Source organism: Bdellovibrionales bacterium, assembly GCA_016714165.1.
Classification (GTDB): Bacteria; Bdellovibrionota; Bdellovibrionia; order Bdellovibrionales; family UBA1609; genus JADJVA01.
Genome location: JADJNU010000001.1, coordinates 530,940 through 547,857, shown reverse-complemented (window position 1 = coordinate 547,857; position 16,918 = coordinate 530,940). Strand labels below are relative to the sequence as shown.

Below are 16,918 nucleotides of genomic sequence, written 5' to 3'. Positions count from 1 at the left end.
AGTTCTTTGGCCATAAAAAAACAGGAAGGGCCAGATGTCCATGATCCAATCCCTTTGGAACCTCTAGAAGGGACATAACTTCCCGTTCCGGTAGATGAATGATGGCTGAGAGGTCGGTCACAATTTTTTGCTTTAAATCTGTCAACATATTTTTAAAACTACCAGTTAATGCTTCTCTTTTAAATGATTTTCACCTGCCGCAGCTTAGATTTTCTTGACCGATCGATTTCACCGCCTTAGTTTGGCCATCCTCAAAAAAATCGCACCTAATTCCCAATGACGGGAGGATACTCAGTGAACAAAGCAGAATTGATTGACCAGTTAGCGCAAAAGAACCAAATCAGCAAGACTCAATCAGAGGAGTTTTTAAATTCGATCTTAGAAATTGTTCAAAAATCGGTATGCAGTGGGCAGGAGGTCAAATTGGTCGGGTTTGGCACCTTCGATCGAGCCATGCGAAAATCTCGAAATGGTCGCAACCCCAAAACTGGCTCTCTCATGACGATTCCAGCAAGTTGCGTGCCTCGCTTCCGACCAGGCAAGGATTTTAAGGAAAGCACAATCAACGGCTGGCGCAAGAAATCGGGTCAGCTCTAAAGCCTGAGCAAAAGAACAAGTGCTTAGTTTCAATCCTATTGTCTCCACAGAGTAAGATCCTTGACCCGACGGGATAATTTTGACATCTCGGCGACAAGGGTCTGCAAGGGGGCAAGTTCAGATGCCCCTTTTGAATTTATCTCTTTGTGAATCTTGGTGGTAATCGTTCGAAGCTCGTTAAAGTTGTTTCTCAGATCAATCCATTCCTGGGAATGCACATATTTGTACGCAGAAGTTCCATTGATGTCCATTTCAGAAACAAAGGCAGCTCTCAATTTTGCTGACCAATTTTTGTAGTAGACATTCCACTCCGCTTTACGATGAAAAACCAAACTGCGAGCTTGAAGCTCCACATCCTTGCTCAAAGCCAAAAGTCTTTCAGTGGCTTGATAAAGACGTTTTCTCTCACGCTGATGACGCCATGAAATTTTCTTTCGCTGAGCCTGCAATGCGATCTGAAACTGACTGTCCTTGCTTCCGATAAACACAGTTGTTGTTGCCGTGATATTATCAATCTTCGCTGAGACCCGATAACTTCCGTCCCCCAACCCCAGCTTACCGATAGACAGAGATCTCTCTTCACCCGGCTTGGCCTTTAGCTCCCATTTTCTCAAATAACTTGCGCGTGCCAAAATTTCTCCGGCTCTTCCGTAAATTGTAACAGAAAGCGGAAAATGATGGCTTCCATCTGTCGAATAAACCAACCGAGCCTGCGCCTTGTCCTTCCAATCTGCGGTTTGAATCTTTAAATAAGAAGGATTTTGCTTTGGAAATTCTTTGGGCTTTGGCGGACTAGGGGGGGGCGCCACGACCGAGGTCTTTGGTATCTCCTCTCTCTTACTCTTGTCGGCAGCACCCAAACCTCCATCGGCTCCACCCTGAGTATCATCACTTTCCTCGGTTCCAGGAATTTCCTGATCACTCCTTTGTCCAAGCTGTTCTTTTTCTCTCCGCTGAGACTCACGCTGATCCAATTCTCTCTGTTTTTTTATCGCCTCGAGCTCGGCGCGCTTGGGTATCGATGAATAAACCAGCCAGAATCCTGTTCCAAGAAAAGTGAGCGCCATAAATGTCAGGAATACTCTTGCCGATAAACTCGGAATCAATCCAAGAACTGCCGTCTTTACCTCATCCGAACGAGCTTCCTTTTTAACAAACACCGGCGCTTCATTCTTTATCACAGGAGCTGGAATTCGCACCGCGGCCTTGGCTTGGCGCTCTTTGAGAAATTCCTCGCGCTCCTGAGACTTCGAAGCCCCAGGCAAACTAGCTGTTTGACTCAATTCATGAAATTCTGTCAAAGTTACTGAATCATCAAGAATCTCAGATTTTTGCGCCTCAAGTGGAATATCCAGTTGTGTGGCTTCGGGATCAAATCTCTCTTTTTTGCCTTTTTTTGGCTTTTTTGCTTTGAGAACATTTTTGAGAAGATCCTCAGCTTGGACTTCTGCTGATTCTGGCCGAACTCGGATCCCGGAAGGAGCATTCTTTTCTTTGGTTCGAGTCTCGTCGTACTGTGGGTTAAACTCCCTCGTCTGAGAAATCTTGGACCACTTTTCTCTTCCCTCTTTCCAAACATAATCATCAAAATCAAGATCGCCCACTTTAATCTTGTCACGAATTTCTTGGGTAGAAAAAGGTCCAGACTGCAGGTATCCAGCTCCATCATCTCGAGGTTTCTTCCTCAATACTATCCACTGCGGCACCACGTCAGGACCTTCAATGGTTTCGCGAAAAATATCCTGCAAAAATTCCAATTCGCGCGCTGGAATCCATCGCTCCGATCCATCTCTGAAGATGAGATCCAGAGGGCCCAGATGCCCCTCCTTTGCGGCAAGCACAATTTCATTTTCACCCAAAGGTCCTCGAGGCTTCCCCTCATCTACAAAGTACCATTTGGCCATCACCCGCTCCCCCCAACCAAATTTTTCTGGGATTCTGCACTGTGTGACTCAAGTCTTCTGATGGTCTGAAAATAAATATCCGAAAAATCATCCGAAAAAACATCCTGAGAAATTAAATTGATCAAACTTTTTAGCGGCAAGCGTCCAAGCTTAAATGCCGTGAACATTCTCTCGCCCATCATATTCCCCAGAATTCTTGAAGCATCCAAGTATTGGCTTTTTCGAGGAGGTCGATAGCGACGAGATCTCCTGCGACCACTGTGAATTTGAATAATTTCGCTCATGCGCTGATCAAGAACAATGAGGAGAACTTCCCGTCCGCGACCTCTTGGATCACCTGCTTCTAGTTCCTGGCGAATAGATCGCAGGGATTCACTCATTCGGTGAGAGTTGATCAGCTTACTCACAAAAAAACTGACTGATTCGACCCAGATCGAGGCAATAAAATCATTGGGCATATCCCAAACCGTATGAGATCTTCCGCTCAATTTGGCTTGAATATATTGTCCAGCCAATCCAGCAGCATGGTTGATCGTGGGACGCGAGAGGTAAAACATCCCCCCTTGAGGAATAAAAAAACTTCGATCACGATCAATTAAATGCGCAAAGATTTTCATCTCATACTCGTTCAATAATTTCTGGGAGATTTGATGAAGAGATCTATCTTCACTGCCATAGACGGCAATATCCTGGATTTTGAGTCTGATCCCCAAATCGTCTCCTGCCAATCGAATGAGAGAGGCCACGTGATCAGTGTAGTCGATTCCACCTTCTTCATCTAAATCACGGTCATAGGTCTGCTCAAGATACATGAGATAACTTTGCCACTTGACCCATGGCGGAGCCGTTAACAGACAATATCGATCTTTCCCTCCGCGCAAAACAATATGGCGGCTTACCGATCCCTGTTTTGCTTGCCTAAAATACAATTTTTCTGAGTTAAGGAAAACTCGAAGTACCTTCTCCTTGGCTAAAGCTCCCTCTTCTTTTAGAGCTTTTAGCAAATGCTTCTCCGCCAAATGCAAATCCCCAAAAAGGACATAGACAAAGTGATTCGGGTAGTCTCTTCGAGTCGCAGCCAAAACCTTAGCAGCATGAATATCTCGCTTCTGTAGATTTGATTCTGATCGAGTCCTAAAATAGCGATTCAGAGCCACAACTCGATATTTTCTTTCTCTGGCAAGTTCAAAAAGTGGCCGATAGTGCTCCCACGGAAACCCCCAACGAGCTGACCATTGGATCGCTTCCAAAAACTGTTCTTCTTTCATTTTTTGAGACGTTATATAGGCATCTACTGCCGCTTGATGTCGGGACTCGAAGCACTCGACCGCCAAAATGACAGAGTCCTTGTTTGGGAAATCTCTCAAAAGTCGCATATGGCTCCTCTGCGACTGACCAAACGCATGAAAATCTCCTCCAAGAATGAGGGTCGCCTTCAATAAATTGCCCTGAAATTGCTGGTGAGAGACCTCTCGCCATCTTCCATTGAACTCATTTTTATATTCCTGGGCATAATGAAGAACATCCTCCGATTCTCCTCCCAAACGCAACTTCACCTGTTTCTTCAACTGTTGAAGAAGCCTCTTTCGCGTGCGGAGCCAATGAAGACTATCAATTCCCATTCAACCTCAATCCTGTCTCAAATCAGCAAAAATCCCTCAGTAAATCCAAAGACAAACCCTGTGTCCGGTCACCTGCACCCACTCCACACCCTACTTTGGCAAATACAGTTTTTGAATGCAAGAAGACAGAATAGTTTGCGAGGGAAAAGATTTTCGGGTTAAATTGAGCCCTCAATAACCCGCCATGGTACCACCCGGAGGCCCTAGATGAATTGGAAAGTCCGCCTAGCACTGTTGAGTCTCATCGTCGCAATTTTTTCCCATGGATATCTCGCTCTTCACTACTATCCTCTTCATCTTGGTGTGGCAGAAGGCAATGCCATTTGCACTCTCAGCGCAAAGTTTAATTGCGATGCTGTGAGCGCTTCCCGTTTTGCCTCTTTGTTTGGGATACCCATGGCCGTCTGGGGGCTAGCCGCTAATTTCATTTTCCTCCTGATGCTCCTGGTCTATAGTCTAAGCTTGACAGAGTCGAGAGGGCGTTTGCTGCGTTTGACGACTTTACTGACTGGTTTTTCAGCAATGACATCGATCGCAATGGGTTCAATTTCTCTCTTTTTCCTTGGCACCTATTGTCTATTTTGTATTTTTGCTTACCTGGCCTCCTTTGTGACTTTCGAGTGCATGAGAAGAGAGCAACAGGATCCGTTTTTTGCGAGGATCGGCGAAGATATCCTCTCTTTGTTCACATCTGCCCGGGTTAACTTGATCTACTTTCTTGCCATCCCTGGTGGTGCTTTTTTTCTTCACCATTTTTTCATTCAGCATTACGGGGCCGAGAATCTAGACCAGGTTGTTAATTCAAGCTTTTTTGAGTGGCAGGCAGGAACCAGCTATGACTTTTCCACCCCCCCTTTGCTCACCAAAGGATCTTCCCCTGAAGGGGCTCGTATGACTATCGTCGAATTTGCCGATTTCCGATGCGGACATTGCAAAATGGCAGCAACTCCCCTTTCAGCTTTTGCGAAAGCCAAGGCCGATGTGCTCGTCAAGTTTTTTTCCTTTCCGCTGGACGCAACTTGCAATTCCTCGATCTCACAAGGAGACGGTCTCTCATGCCGCTTAGCAAAATCAGTGCTTTGCGCCAATAGGCAAGGAAAGGGGTGGGAGTTACACGACTTACTTTGCCCAACAGGATAAGATGACCCGTAAAAAATCTGGAGACGAGCTCGATTGGGAGTTGAAGGGCGCTTCCGAATCAATCGGGATTCGCTTTGACGACCTGAAAGTCTGCATGGATTCGGCTGAAACTCATGACCTGATTAAGGCCCAAGCCAGTTTGGGAGTTGCTGCTCGAGTTGAAGGCACGCCCACAATATATGTCAATGGCAAAAAACTTCCGAGAGGACAGCTTATCCCAGTCTTAGAAAGGGTTTACCAAAGTTTGATAAACCAATAAAACAAATTGATGTAGAGCAATCATCTTCAAATTAGATTGATGAGCCAGTTGGCTCCGTCGTCTATTAACTTGTCCATGACAAGAATAAATGAGGTTGCCAAGCCATGGTTAACATCGAGAAGAAATGCCAAGGCGACGATACCCAGTACGCATTGGGAAAATACTTGAATCACCCAAACCGTCGATCGAATATCCTCGAGGCGAACTTCTCTCTCCACCATTTCTATCTGCTTCAGATAGTCTTTTAGCTCATCAAAATGCTCCAGGACCTTGTCATGAAATTCCTGCTGTTTAGCCATAGAGAGGGTTTGCATACCCCTAAAGCTCCGCTTGGCCGAGATCGCTTGAATAAGATCTTTGCAATGCTCCACATATTTTTGGCTTCGATAAATAAAGTTCGGAAAATCATTCCGAAATTGCATGTAAACTTTCAGCTCTTCCTCTGCCAATGGGTAGTTCCCATCCGTAACGAGACGGAGGACCACCTGCCGAAGGGTGGTATGCCCCCCTCCAGTGGTCTTACTTCGCATCTCAAGCTCTCTCTGTAGCTCAAGATCTACATTCGCCAGCCTTTCGGCTTCTAGCTGACTGTAATCGACCTGAGTAACTGCTCCCATAAATTCTTTTCGGTCGACAAAGGTCCAAGTTTGAGCTTTTACTTTGTGTGTCAACTAGAGTATTGTCCGATTTTTGACAAGGCACGTTCTCTAATGAAACAATGGACCGACGAACTTGCCGGCGATAAGGGGTAATGCTGATGGTAGAAGAAGGAGCCTTTCGTCCACAAATAAAGATCGATTTTATAGAGGACGCTTTGAAAGATGTGCCAAAACGAGGCTGGGAAGAGTCGCGAATTGTAGAGAAAATCCCTTTACCCACGCATCTTCCTCTCAAACTAGACCTCAGTGCTTTGCCAGAAAATGTTCAAAAATCAGGCGCTATTGATTCGCTCATTCGCCAAAATGAGGACCTGATGGCAAGGCTAAACGTAGCCCTTCGCCGCCATTCCATCCTTGAGGAACAAGCTGGCAAATTTGAGAATACCCTAAAGCAACTACAAGATAGAAATGAAGCGCTCGCCGACCAAGTCCTTGTGTATCGAGAAAAGGACAGATTGCAAGGCAACACTCGCAAAACAAGCGAAAGACAAATTCAAGAACTCAAAGAACAGGTTTCACTTTTTAGAAATTCCGCTACGCTGAGTACTATGCTGTTTCTAGAGAAAAATTGGACTATCTCTCCACAAAAGTTGAACGAACAACAAGACGACTTGCCAGATATAAAAGCTACAGAACTCGAATCAATCGATTGAGCAAAGACCGTAAAAAAGAAGCAGAGCAATGCATTCAAAGGTTGGATCATGAGAATCAAAAATTGACGTCTCGGCTTCAACAGGAAACTCTCACCTTAACTGAACTTCGAGTTAAGCTCGGCGAAGCCGTTGACCATATTCAGCGCCAGTCCGTCGAATCAGAAAGTAACCAAAGACAACTCGTGGACACCTATGAACAGCAGTTTTCGGATCTCCGAGGACAAGTGAAGATCAGTTCCTCACGAATCCTTGAACTTGAGGATTTGCTCACAGACCAGGAACGCCTATTTCAAGAAAAGATCTCTGTTGAGAATCAGCTCGTTGCGGCTCAGAGAAGCTTCAGCGACACTAAGCTTCAGTATGAAGAAAATTTGAGCCAACTTCAGGCCGGACTTGCTGAATTTAGGCGAGAAGCCAAGGAAAGAAGCCTCGAAGTTGATCGCCTAAATAAGGAGATGGGGTCAATGAAGTCCCAAAGGGATGAATTGAGCGCCTCAAAAAGAGAACTTGAAGATCGAATCGAAAGCCTCGAGTGTCTATGGCGTGATACTCACCAACAGCATGAACAACTCAAAGAGAGACACCAGGCTTTGCAGAATCTGAATCAACAGTTAAGTACTTCGCTCATTGAACAGCGTCGTGAAGTGAATCTCTTAAAAGAGCAAAGGGACTCCAATCATCTCCAAACTTCCACAAAAATTAGAGAGCTCGAGGGGCAAGTCAGATATCTGGGCGCAACCTCAGTCAGACCAAATGAGCAACAACAGAAGAGCAGCGAAACTGAGCCCTCACACCGAAGGGAGCTTGTTCAACGCATTGAAAAACTGATCAGTGAAATTCAGTCTGGATTCTCGCCCGCTCCCGTCAACGAAACGGGCGATCAGGTCCCAGACACCTACCAAGATCCCCCCCCAATTTGAGGTTCACTGGCTGTTGCCTGAACCACCTTCGGGAGGCAGCGCTACCAACGTGGATCTGAGCAATTGTGAAAGCCCGTTTCAAAGATCGCTTCACCCTTGGCGATTCAAAAAATGCCATTTCCCTTTCATAGATACTATCGCACGACCAAACTCCTCCGCTTGCAACCTCCCTGGCGCAAGTGGCTTAAATCCGATAAGGGGTGTCGCAAAATGAAACAATGAAAGGTCATTTTCCCTCGGTAATTACAAACGGACGGAATCGCCTGGTATTTGCAGATAGAGAAAGAAGGGAATTATTGGAAAGAAAAAGATCGATCGATCAAATCGATGACAGATCAAGATACAAATACGGCATTTCAAACCGTCATTTCATGGCTTTTGTTTTGCTATTGTACAGGGATGTGGTGTTTGGACATTTGTCTATTTTAGTGGGTTTGAGGGATCATCTCATGTTCAAAAAAAGTACTTGGCGCATCGCTTTGGGTTTAGCATTGATCCTAAGTGGTTGCGGCAAGGGACAGAGGAAACTCCATGTTCCCAGTCTGGGAAACATAGACGGTCACAAATTATACACCAACCATTGCGCTTCCTGTCACAATCCGATCGCCACTTCGACAAAGAAAAATAAAACAGCTGCTCAAATTGCCGCTGCCATCAGTTCCGTTGCACAGATGAGTTCATTAGAAGCTCTCACTTCTGACGAAGTTCAAGCCATAGCAACGGTACTGGTCGGCACAGCGCCGCCGCCACCCGATCCAACAGCCCTCACAGCAACGCCAAACTCGGCTGCTGCAATCACTCTGTCATGGAGCTCGGGCGGCGGATCTACTGTTGATTATCAGATCTCTTATCAATTGGGTACAACGGCACCGGCCACCTGCTCTGCGGGAACTCTGATCTCAGAGTCCTTGATCTCTGGGACTTCTTATCAAGTGACTGGATTAAACACCGACACCCTGTACTCCTTTCGAGTTTGTGCCATCAATGACAAAACAACTCCCGACGTCTCCAGCGGTGTGACTGTATCTGCGACAACTCTCACCAACACCGCTCCACCACCCAATCCAACAGCCCTCACAGCAACGCCAAACTCAGTTTCTGCAATCACTTTATCTTGGACCTCGGGCGCTGGGTCTACTGTTGATTATCGAATTTCCTATCAGTTGGGTGCAACGGCACCGGCCAACTGCTCTGCGGGAACTCTGATTTCAGAGTCCGCAATCTCTGGAACCTCTCATCAAGTGACTGGATTAAATACCAACACCCAGTACTCCTTTCGAGTTTGTGCCATCAATGACAAGACAACTCCCGACGCCTCCACCGGTGTGACTGTATCTGCAACAACACTTCAAACCCCTCCACCTCCCAATGGAGTCGCTCTCTACGGGTCAAAGTGCGCCTCTTGTCACAATCCACTCGCCACTTCGACAAAGAAAAATAAAACAGCCGCTCAAATCACTGCGGCGATCAGTTCTGTTGCACAAATGAGTTCACAACCCGCACTCACATCACTCACCCCTGCCGAGATCCAAGCCATCGCAACAGCTCTCGTTGATACGGCTCCACCACCTCCTCCAAATCCAATTGCATTGGCTGCCGTGCCAAACTTAATGTCAGCAATCACTCTGACTTGGACCTCGGGCGGCGGATCTACTGTTGATTATCGGATTTCTTATCAGTTGGGTGCTGCAGCGCCAGCCAACTGCACAGCCGGAACTAAGATCTCAGAGTCCGCAATCTCTGGGACTTCTCATCAGGTGACTGGATTGAGCGCCAACACTCAGTACTCCTTTCGAGTTTGTGCCATCAACGGGAAAACTACTCCCGACGTCTCCAGTGGTGTGACCGTATCCGCAAAAACTCTTCAAGCCCCTCCGCCTCCCAATGGGGTCGCTCTCTACGGTTCAAAGTGCGCCTCTTGTCACAATCCACTCGCCACTTCCACAAAGAAAAATAAAACAGATGCTCAAATCACTGCGGCGATCAGCACTGTTGCACAAATGAGTTCACAACCTGCTCTCACAGCACTCACTCCTGCCGAGATCCAAGCCATCGCAACAGCTCTCGTTGATACGGCTCCACCACCTCCAGCAGGTCTGCCTTTGCGCTACGTTGCACCTATCGGCACTCGTGTTTACGTAGTTTCAACATTTACTGATCTATTTTTACCCGAAGTGGCACAAAGAACCGCAGCAGATACGCCGATTTTAAATCTCATCAACACTCTACTTCTCGATAAAACGGGTGCTCTCGGGGGACCTTGTCGAAAATATGAAACCCGCTGTGTTGGAGACCTTAACGAAAATATTGCGGCACCCATGTTACCTACTCCGAGCACCTTGCGGAAGGGCTATATGACAAGGGCCTGCGAGGAAATCCTCGCAAAAGATAGATCCGTACAGAACGCTCTCAGTCGAGCGGGAATTACTATCACTTCGACCGCTGACACGACAAACCTTCGACGCCTATTTGATCATTTTTACCCAGGACACAATCCAAATACCAAAATTCTCAGTTCTCTGGTCTCTGTGGTCATTGACTCCCGCACCAAAGGTTTGGGCGATTTAAATGCCTGGCGGTACGCCATGGTGCCCCTCTGTGTGGGATCAGCATTGGAGTTGTTATGAAACACAAATCAACACCTCAGACAAAATTATTAGGACCACTTGCCTTTCTTATTTTGACCTCTACTTGCGGCGGAGCATTCCATAGTTCCCAAGCGGAACCCCTCTCCCAATTGGCCATCTTTATGCGATGCTACGCTCAATTCACTCAGCTCCGAGCGAGCAGCACAGATCCACTCTATGCAGCCGTGGCTTCTGGTTCGATGACGGCCGTAGATGCTTGCATGGCGGTTTTCGATCGTGCACGACTCACTGTCGGTGCACGCACCATTGCCAATCCCGCAGATCCTGTCGCTAAGGCAGTCATTAATAATTTCCACAACCTTCATGCTTCTTGGTTTCAAACCAAAGCCTTTCCAAATACCCTTGGAGCGGGACCTGAAATCAATAACAGGGATCTCTTTGATAGCAGCAATCCAGCTGCCTACTATACAAAGGCCCTCTTTGGCCCCTCAGTTCAAGCCAGATTCGTCGTCACAACACCGCAATATCTGCGGGTAGTTCGAACCGACAATGATCCTGCAGCCGGTGTCAGTACTTTTACAAAAGTCGATTATGCATTTGGATCAGCGGTGAAATTTGCCGCTCGCGGTGACATGATTGGTGTTGAAGAATTAAGCCGACAAATCTGGAATTTCAGTTATACGGTCATTTCATCGAGCAAGGTCATATCAGGAGATGTTGCCGTAAATAGCACGAGAGGTGGAGGATTTTTAGGGTCCCAAGATTATATTTTGGCCACGGTTGACGAGGCTTCCACGTTTAAAGCAACTGGCGGACTGGGAATGCCCCGCAAGTGGGCCCGAAGCCTTTTTTACGATGCCCTTTGTCGTGATTTGCCTGCGGTCAGACAGGCAGATGGAAATACCTTTGTTGCACCAACAAGTACTGTAGAATTCCGGCAGACCGCAAACTGTGTCAAATGCCATGCCTCGATTGATCGAGCTTCGTCTGTCATTCGAAATTTCAAGTATGAAATTGTGGCAGGAAGTGCATTATTTACCCCACGTTGGGGTGGCTTTTTTACAGATCTTCATCCGACGGATATGCCCGCCGAAACAGGCTGGCCCAGCACAGTGGATGCCAACTATTACCGGCGTCCCACGCGAGGAACCTTCTACTATCGAAGTTACAACGGAACCCTAGTCAATGTCCCAATCAATTCCGTCCAGGAACTTGGAAACCAAATAGCAAACACCAACGACTTCTACGTTTGTATCGCAAAGAGGTATTACCAATATTTTACTGGAATCGACGCCGACATTGGCGATCTCGGAGATCCTGAGCACGGGGCTCTCTCCGCCGAACACCTCATTCATCGCAATATTATCATTGGTCTTGGGGTATCGTTGAAAACTCACCAAAATTTGCGAACATTGGTGAGGGATATTATCAATCATCCGCGGTATCGGCTTTCTGATTTTGGACTATCTGATTAAAGGAGAGAGGCACATGTCGGGCAAGAACAATAAGTTTATCCAAGGCCGGAGGGACATGCTATCCCAGATCGGCATTACTCTTGGGGCTACGATCGCCTCTCACCCGATTCAGTTACTTTTCGAGACAATCTTGAATGGAATGATCAGCAAAGCCCACGCTCAAGCAGCCAATCCTCGCCGTTATCTATTTATCCAACATTTCGGAGCTCCTCCCCGCTGGACATTTGATCTGTTCCTAACACCCTACAACACCAGCAATTTTGTGGCAAATGCCCAAGTGGGAACCAAGTATGTTCTTTCAGGAGGCAGAGCCGCATCTGTCACATACGCAACAGTTCTGGCCAAAGGCATCAACGTCCCTTACATGTGGCAATTCCCCGTTCCCAGGGCAAGTGGAGGGGATCGACCCATGACAGATCTTCTAAATAACCTCCTTCACATACGAGGCGTTACGACGGCTAATGCCGGCCACGGGGGCAGCGCCGCTTTGCGATACCGTCCTTTGGGTGCCGTCAAATCGGTACCAGCTCTCTCTGGCGATGCGTCTGCCAATCCATTCCCTGCGGTAAATCTTTCGGCAACAGAGTTCAGATATCTCTCCACCAAGGGCAAAGCCGCGATCACCCTCGGCAACTCCGGCAACATGATCCAAAGCCTTCTCACTCCATTTATGGGAACATTGCCCGCTGGCTACAAGGCAAACAAACAGCAGGTTCAAACCGCGATCAATGCCGCTCTGGATGAAATTGAACAGTATGCAATTGATCGACATCCAGGGGCCGATATCATTTCTCAGAGCAGAGAAGGGGCTGAAACGCTTCTGAATGAAGGTTTTGGCGACCTCACTGACACCTGGAATAGTCTTCTGGCAAAATATCGAGATCTGATTTCGCGGGCCATTGATCCCACGAGGATTTTTACTGGCATCAATAATGCCCCCATCGGAATAACGGGAACCCGCACGGAAACGCATCGTCTGAGCAGCATTACCAACATTTTGACAACCCCAGACATCAGAAATCTTATCACGGCCAATACCACAATTTCGAGAATGGCAGAGCATTTTGCCGTTGCCGAATACGTATTGGTCAACGACCTCTCCTCCTCAATGGCAATTCTTCCGGGTGGTTTAACTAATCTATCACTGTCCGGAAACACCTCGGCCACTCCCACCTTCGACGAACACTACACGGGAGCGATTCCCAGTCTCTATCTCAACACCATGTACTATCGAGCCTACGCGTCCTGCCTTCTTGAACTGATTGATCGGCTCAAAGCTGAAAGCATCTGGAATGATACGGTCATTGACACTGCGGGCGAATTTAACCGCTCGGCAAGGGGAGCTGGAACTGGATCCGACCACGGGTTTCAGGGTGCCAGCGCCGCCATTTATTCAGGGGCCATCGCGGGACCCATTGTTCTTGGCAACATCAAAAAGGAAACAGGAGCAACCTCTGCTGCACCAGGAACTTGGGGCTATGGGGCACCTGTCAATGGACTGTCTTCGGGGCAATTGACCCTCGGCCATGTTGCCGCCACTCTCGCCTATCTACTCAGAACCCAATCCCCGATCACCGCATATAGCAAAATCATTGGAACAGATGGGACCGGAAAAATTGTGCCTACAATTGAACTGGCGAAACAAGTCTAGTCTGGAACGGACGGCATTCGATATCTTTTGATATCTGTCGCATGCCCTTTTAGCTTTTTGCACCCTCGTAGGCATTGGAACCGGAGTCGACGGATGAAACCGAAGGGATCGCGGAATTTTCTATGCTTGGGGTTATCGCTTGAGGGATACTGATGGCTCGAAGGGCCTTCTGAAAATCCTCATGAACCACTATCTCCGGAACAAAAGTTGCTGCAAAAATCCTCTTAAACTCTGAACTTGCGTGACAAAAAGTGATTCCCATACAGCTTGTTTGATTGAGTTGCTGGATAGCAGAGACAAAGATTGAGATTCCGTTGGACCCCACAAAACAAAGATCCTTCAAATCAAAAATGACCTTATAGGATTTAAGATGATCAAGGCAACCGAGAAAGCGCTCAATTGTCTCAAGGTCAATGCGACCCTTCAAATAGACTGCCATGATATCTACGCTGATTTGCTCAAACTTAATTTCCATCATCAACCCCAGATTGTAATTTTCTCTTCCTCCCAATCATAGTCCTTTTATCCCTTTCAAAGAGATGGCCCAATCTTATTTGAAAAAATCTGGCCCATTGTCGTAGGGACAAAGATCCAATTCTCCGTAAAAATGAAACAGCATCAAAAAAGACAACCAACGCGAGTGGGCTTATGAAAACATTTATGTCCTGGATGAGCTACATCTTCTCTCACTACACTTTAGGGTTTATCATTACGGTGGCATACGTCCTTCTGAGTCTGAATTACTACAATGCAACTCATTTGGAAGAAGGACAACAAGTCGATAGTTTTCTGATCAAGTCTCTCCAAATAGCCCATCAAAAGACAATTGATTTTAGACTCCAACAACGCGGACCGCGGTCTCCATCCGAAAATGTCGCACTCCTGGCGGTTGATGAACAGTCGGTCTTAACTCTTGGGCGATGGCCCTGGCCAAGGGAGATCATCGCGAAAACGATCAACAGAGCAGTGAGTCTCGGAGCAAAGGTTATTGCCTTCGATGCCGTGTTTTCAGAGGAGTCGGAAAATCCAGCAAAGGAGATCTTTGAAAAGCTCAAAAATGATGGAATCCTTAATCCGATTGGAGTGGAAAAATTTTCTGAAGAACTTCTCTCTAGGGACTCAGATCGAATTCTAGCAGCTTCGATAAAACAAAATTCGGGCCACATTGTCATGGGTTCATTTTATGATAGCAACAACAACGAACTACTGAAAGCAACTTACCCAAATCGCTGCTTCAATTATATTTACGAAAGCACCCCAGCATATAAGATTTGGGACAATGAAGAAGTATTCTTAGCTATTGTCGACCAGAATGACGTGTATATTCCGGATTCAATGGCAGAGATCTACAAAGAACATCTCAAGGTTATTTCATCTGAAATCACTCAAAACACTCCTCCACCCAAGAACCTCAGAGAGCACCTTGATCTCAATTCGAAAATTCGTGAAGCCCAAGCAGACTATTGTGGAAACTGGCTCGACCCAAAAGAAGACATCCTCTATCCGGCCCTGGTTGAGGCCTGGCCCCACGTGAAGGCCGAAGAGGATGCATCGTCATTTCTCTTCAACACCTTTGAAGAGTTTGTGAACTCCTTTAAAGATCGCTACAAGCGAAATCTGATCCCTGTCGCCGACAATTGGGTGATGAACACTCCATTGATATCATCTGAAGCGAAGAACACAGGATATTTCAATGCTCACCTTGACGACGACGGAACAATCCGGCGAAAACAGCTGATCGTAAGAAATGGCGAACATTATGTGCCTTCTATTTCTCTAAAAGCCTTCCTTCTTGCAATGGGATACAATGCCCAAGTAGAGATCAGCGAAGACGCCAAATATGAATCAAAGGTAATTAAAAAATTCTCGATCACCAATAGCGAAGATGGAAAAGTTGTATTTGACGTACCTGTGGATCGCCAGGGCAGCCTCATGATCAATTACGCCGGTCCACAGAATATGTTTCCTTATTTGGGAGTTTCTGAGCTGCTGAGCGACAGTCCCATAGCAAAAATTACCCAAAACGTTTGGGATAAGACCAAACGCCGCTGGGACAATAGTCGCACGGTAGAAGTCAACAAAGCCGACTGGGTTAAGGATAAAGTCTTTGTTTTCGGAGCGACGGCCGTAGGCATCTATGATTTGCGAGTAACTCCATTTGATGAGAATTTCCCGGGAGCCGAGACTCATCTCAATGTCATAGACAATCTTTTCAGAAGAGATTTTCTCAGACCTCACCCAGATGAAGATCTCAGAATGCCACTGGCGCTTCTGACGATTGGAATCCTATTAACTATCGCCATTTCTCGACTCGGAGCGCTGCCGGGATTGGTGCTCACGTTTGCTGCCATGGCCGCAACCATGATTTTTGATAAATACTACTCCTTCGCAAATGGCTATGTCATCACGATCATACACCCGTTTATATTGATCCTAATGCTCTACATCTCTTTAACCTTCTACAAATATTTCTCTGAGGAAAAGAACAAACGCGAACTTCGCTCAACATTTCAAAAGTATGTTTCTCCTGCGATAGTTGAGGAAATCTTATCTGACCCCAAGAAAATCGAGCTCGGCGGTCGGAAAACAAGGATGACGGTGTTTTTCTCTGATGTCCGTGGGTTCACGACAATTTCAGAAAAACTTGATCCTCATGAACTGAGCAATCTCCTGAATTCTTATCTGACCCCTATGACCGAAATCGTTTTTAAGAATCGAGGAACTCTCGACAAATACATGGGCGATGCCATTATGGCCTTTTTTGGCGCCCCTATTTACTATCCAGATCACGCAAAATATGCCTGCCGCACAGCTCTGGAACACATAGAGAAACTCAAAGAACTTCGAGATGAATACATCAAAAAAGATCTCCCACCCATCGACATTGGCATAGGCCTCAATACCGGAGAGATGAGTGTTGGAAACATGGGATCTGAAACTGTTCGAAGTTACACCGTCATGGGAGACGCAGTCAATCTAGGGTCTCGTCTCGAAGGGATCAACAAACAGTACGGCACCCGCATTATCATCTCGGAGTTTACATACGATGAAGTAAAAAACGACTTCTTCTGCCGCGAAATTGACTGGGTTCAAGTCAAGGGAAAGGTTCTGCCAGTCAAAATTTATGAGCTCATTTCAGAAAAGAAGCCGGGTGACAAAATCATCGAAATGTTGAAATGCTTCCAGGAGGGGTATCAAAAATATCATGAAATGGCCTGGGCACCTGCGATGGATCATTTTAAGAAGGCTCTGCTCGCTCTTCCCGAAGACCCCGTATCGCAGCTATACGTCCAACGCTGCGAGGAATTTATTGCAGAGCCACCTCCATCTGACTGGGACGGCGTCTTCGTTATGCATTCAAAGTAGGAAATTGACAAGCCTTTAGGGTCAGTATGTAATGGGGTGCGCTTTTTTGTGACTTTTTGCTGTGATCAGCAATCAATCAGACCT

Annotated in this window: 13 protein-coding genes; 9 read left to right on the top strand and 4 right to left on the bottom strand. The window is 46.7% G+C overall.

Annotated elements, in window-relative coordinates; translation table 11 throughout:
* Positions 1-294 precede the first annotated feature (294 nt).
* A complete protein-coding gene (locus IPJ71_02455) occupies positions 295-597 on the top strand; it encodes an HU family DNA-binding protein (protein MBK7842547.1) in 303 nt (100 codons plus the stop codon).
* 35 nt (positions 598-632) lie between these two features.
* Here the strand turns inward: IPJ71_02455 and IPJ71_02450 are convergent, their stop codons facing one another.
* Both IPJ71_02450 and IPJ71_02445 read right to left on the bottom strand, forming a co-directional pair.
* A complete protein-coding gene (locus IPJ71_02450) occupies positions 633-2,501 on the bottom strand; it encodes a DUF4339 domain-containing protein (protein ID MBK7842546.1) in 1,869 nt (622 codons plus the stop codon).
* Positions 2,501-4,123 (bottom strand): ChaN family lipoprotein, encoded by a 1,623-nt coding sequence (locus IPJ71_02445; protein ID MBK7842545.1) that lies wholly within the window; start codon positions 4,121-4,123, stop codon positions 2,501-2,503. Before IPJ71_02445 ends, IPJ71_02450 begins: the two co-directional genes overlap by 1 nt.
* Before the next feature lie 207 nt (positions 4,124-4,330).
* On the opposite strand from IPJ71_02445, the gene IPJ71_02440 reads away from it, so the two are divergent.
* Positions 4,331-5,263 (top strand): hypothetical protein, encoded by a 933-nt coding sequence (locus IPJ71_02440; protein MBK7842544.1) that lies wholly within the window; start codon positions 4,331-4,333, stop codon positions 5,261-5,263.
* Positions 5,211-5,522, top strand: a complete 312-nt coding sequence (locus tag IPJ71_02435) for a thioredoxin domain-containing protein (GenBank protein ID MBK7842543.1) — start codon at positions 5,211-5,213, stop codon at positions 5,520-5,522. The genes IPJ71_02440 and IPJ71_02435 overlap by 53 nt, the downstream gene beginning before the upstream one ends.
* A 26-nt stretch (positions 5,523-5,548) precedes the next feature.
* Here the strand turns inward: IPJ71_02435 and IPJ71_02430 are convergent, their stop codons facing one another.
* Positions 5,549-6,139: a hypothetical protein gene (locus IPJ71_02430; GenBank protein MBK7842542.1), complete on the bottom strand. Its 591-nt coding sequence runs from the start codon at positions 6,137-6,139 to the stop codon at positions 5,549-5,551.
* 140 nt (positions 6,140-6,279) lie between these two features.
* Here IPJ71_02430 and IPJ71_02425 point away from each other — a divergent pair, with 140 nt between their 5' ends.
* From IPJ71_02425 to IPJ71_02405, 5 genes are all read left to right on the top strand, one after another.
* Complete coding sequence (locus IPJ71_02425) at positions 6,280-6,834, top strand: hypothetical protein (protein MBK7842541.1); 555 nt, start codon at positions 6,280-6,282, stop codon at positions 6,832-6,834.
* Positions 6,835-6,896: 62 nt separating this feature from the next.
* Entirely contained in the window at positions 6,897-7,754 is an 858-nt protein-coding gene (locus tag IPJ71_02420) for a hypothetical protein (GenBank protein ID MBK7842540.1), read from the top strand.
* A gap of 218 nt (positions 7,755-7,972) precedes the next feature.
* The gene (locus IPJ71_02415; GenBank protein ID MBK7842539.1) at positions 7,973-10,381 is read left to right on the top strand and encodes a fibronectin type III domain-containing protein; all 2,409 of its coding nucleotides are present in this window, start codon (positions 7,973-7,975) and stop codon (positions 10,379-10,381) included.
* Positions 10,378-11,817 carry a hypothetical protein gene (locus tag IPJ71_02410; GenBank protein MBK7842538.1) on the top strand — a complete coding sequence of 480 codons (1,440 nt, stop codon included), beginning with the start codon at positions 10,378-10,380 and terminating at the stop codon, positions 11,815-11,817. Before IPJ71_02415 ends, IPJ71_02410 begins: the two co-directional genes overlap by 4 nt.
* Positions 11,818-11,830: 13 nt before the next feature.
* Positions 11,831-13,468: a DUF1501 domain-containing protein gene (locus tag IPJ71_02405; GenBank protein ID MBK7842537.1), complete on the top strand. Its 1,638-nt coding sequence runs from the start codon at positions 11,831-11,833 to the stop codon at positions 13,466-13,468.
* A 49-nt stretch (positions 13,469-13,517) separates the two neighbouring features.
* Here IPJ71_02405 and IPJ71_02400 read toward each other — a convergent pair whose 3' ends face one another.
* A complete protein-coding gene (locus tag IPJ71_02400; protein ID MBK7842536.1) occupies positions 13,518-13,943 on the bottom strand; it encodes an STAS domain-containing protein in 426 nt (141 codons plus the stop codon).
* A gap of 194 nt (positions 13,944-14,137) precedes the next feature.
* Here IPJ71_02400 and IPJ71_02395 point away from each other — a divergent pair, with 194 nt between their 5' ends.
* Positions 14,138-16,834: an adenylate/guanylate cyclase domain-containing protein gene (locus IPJ71_02395; GenBank protein ID MBK7842535.1), complete on the top strand. Its 2,697-nt coding sequence runs from the start codon at positions 14,138-14,140 to the stop codon at positions 16,832-16,834.
* Positions 16,835-16,918 lie beyond the last annotated feature (84 nt).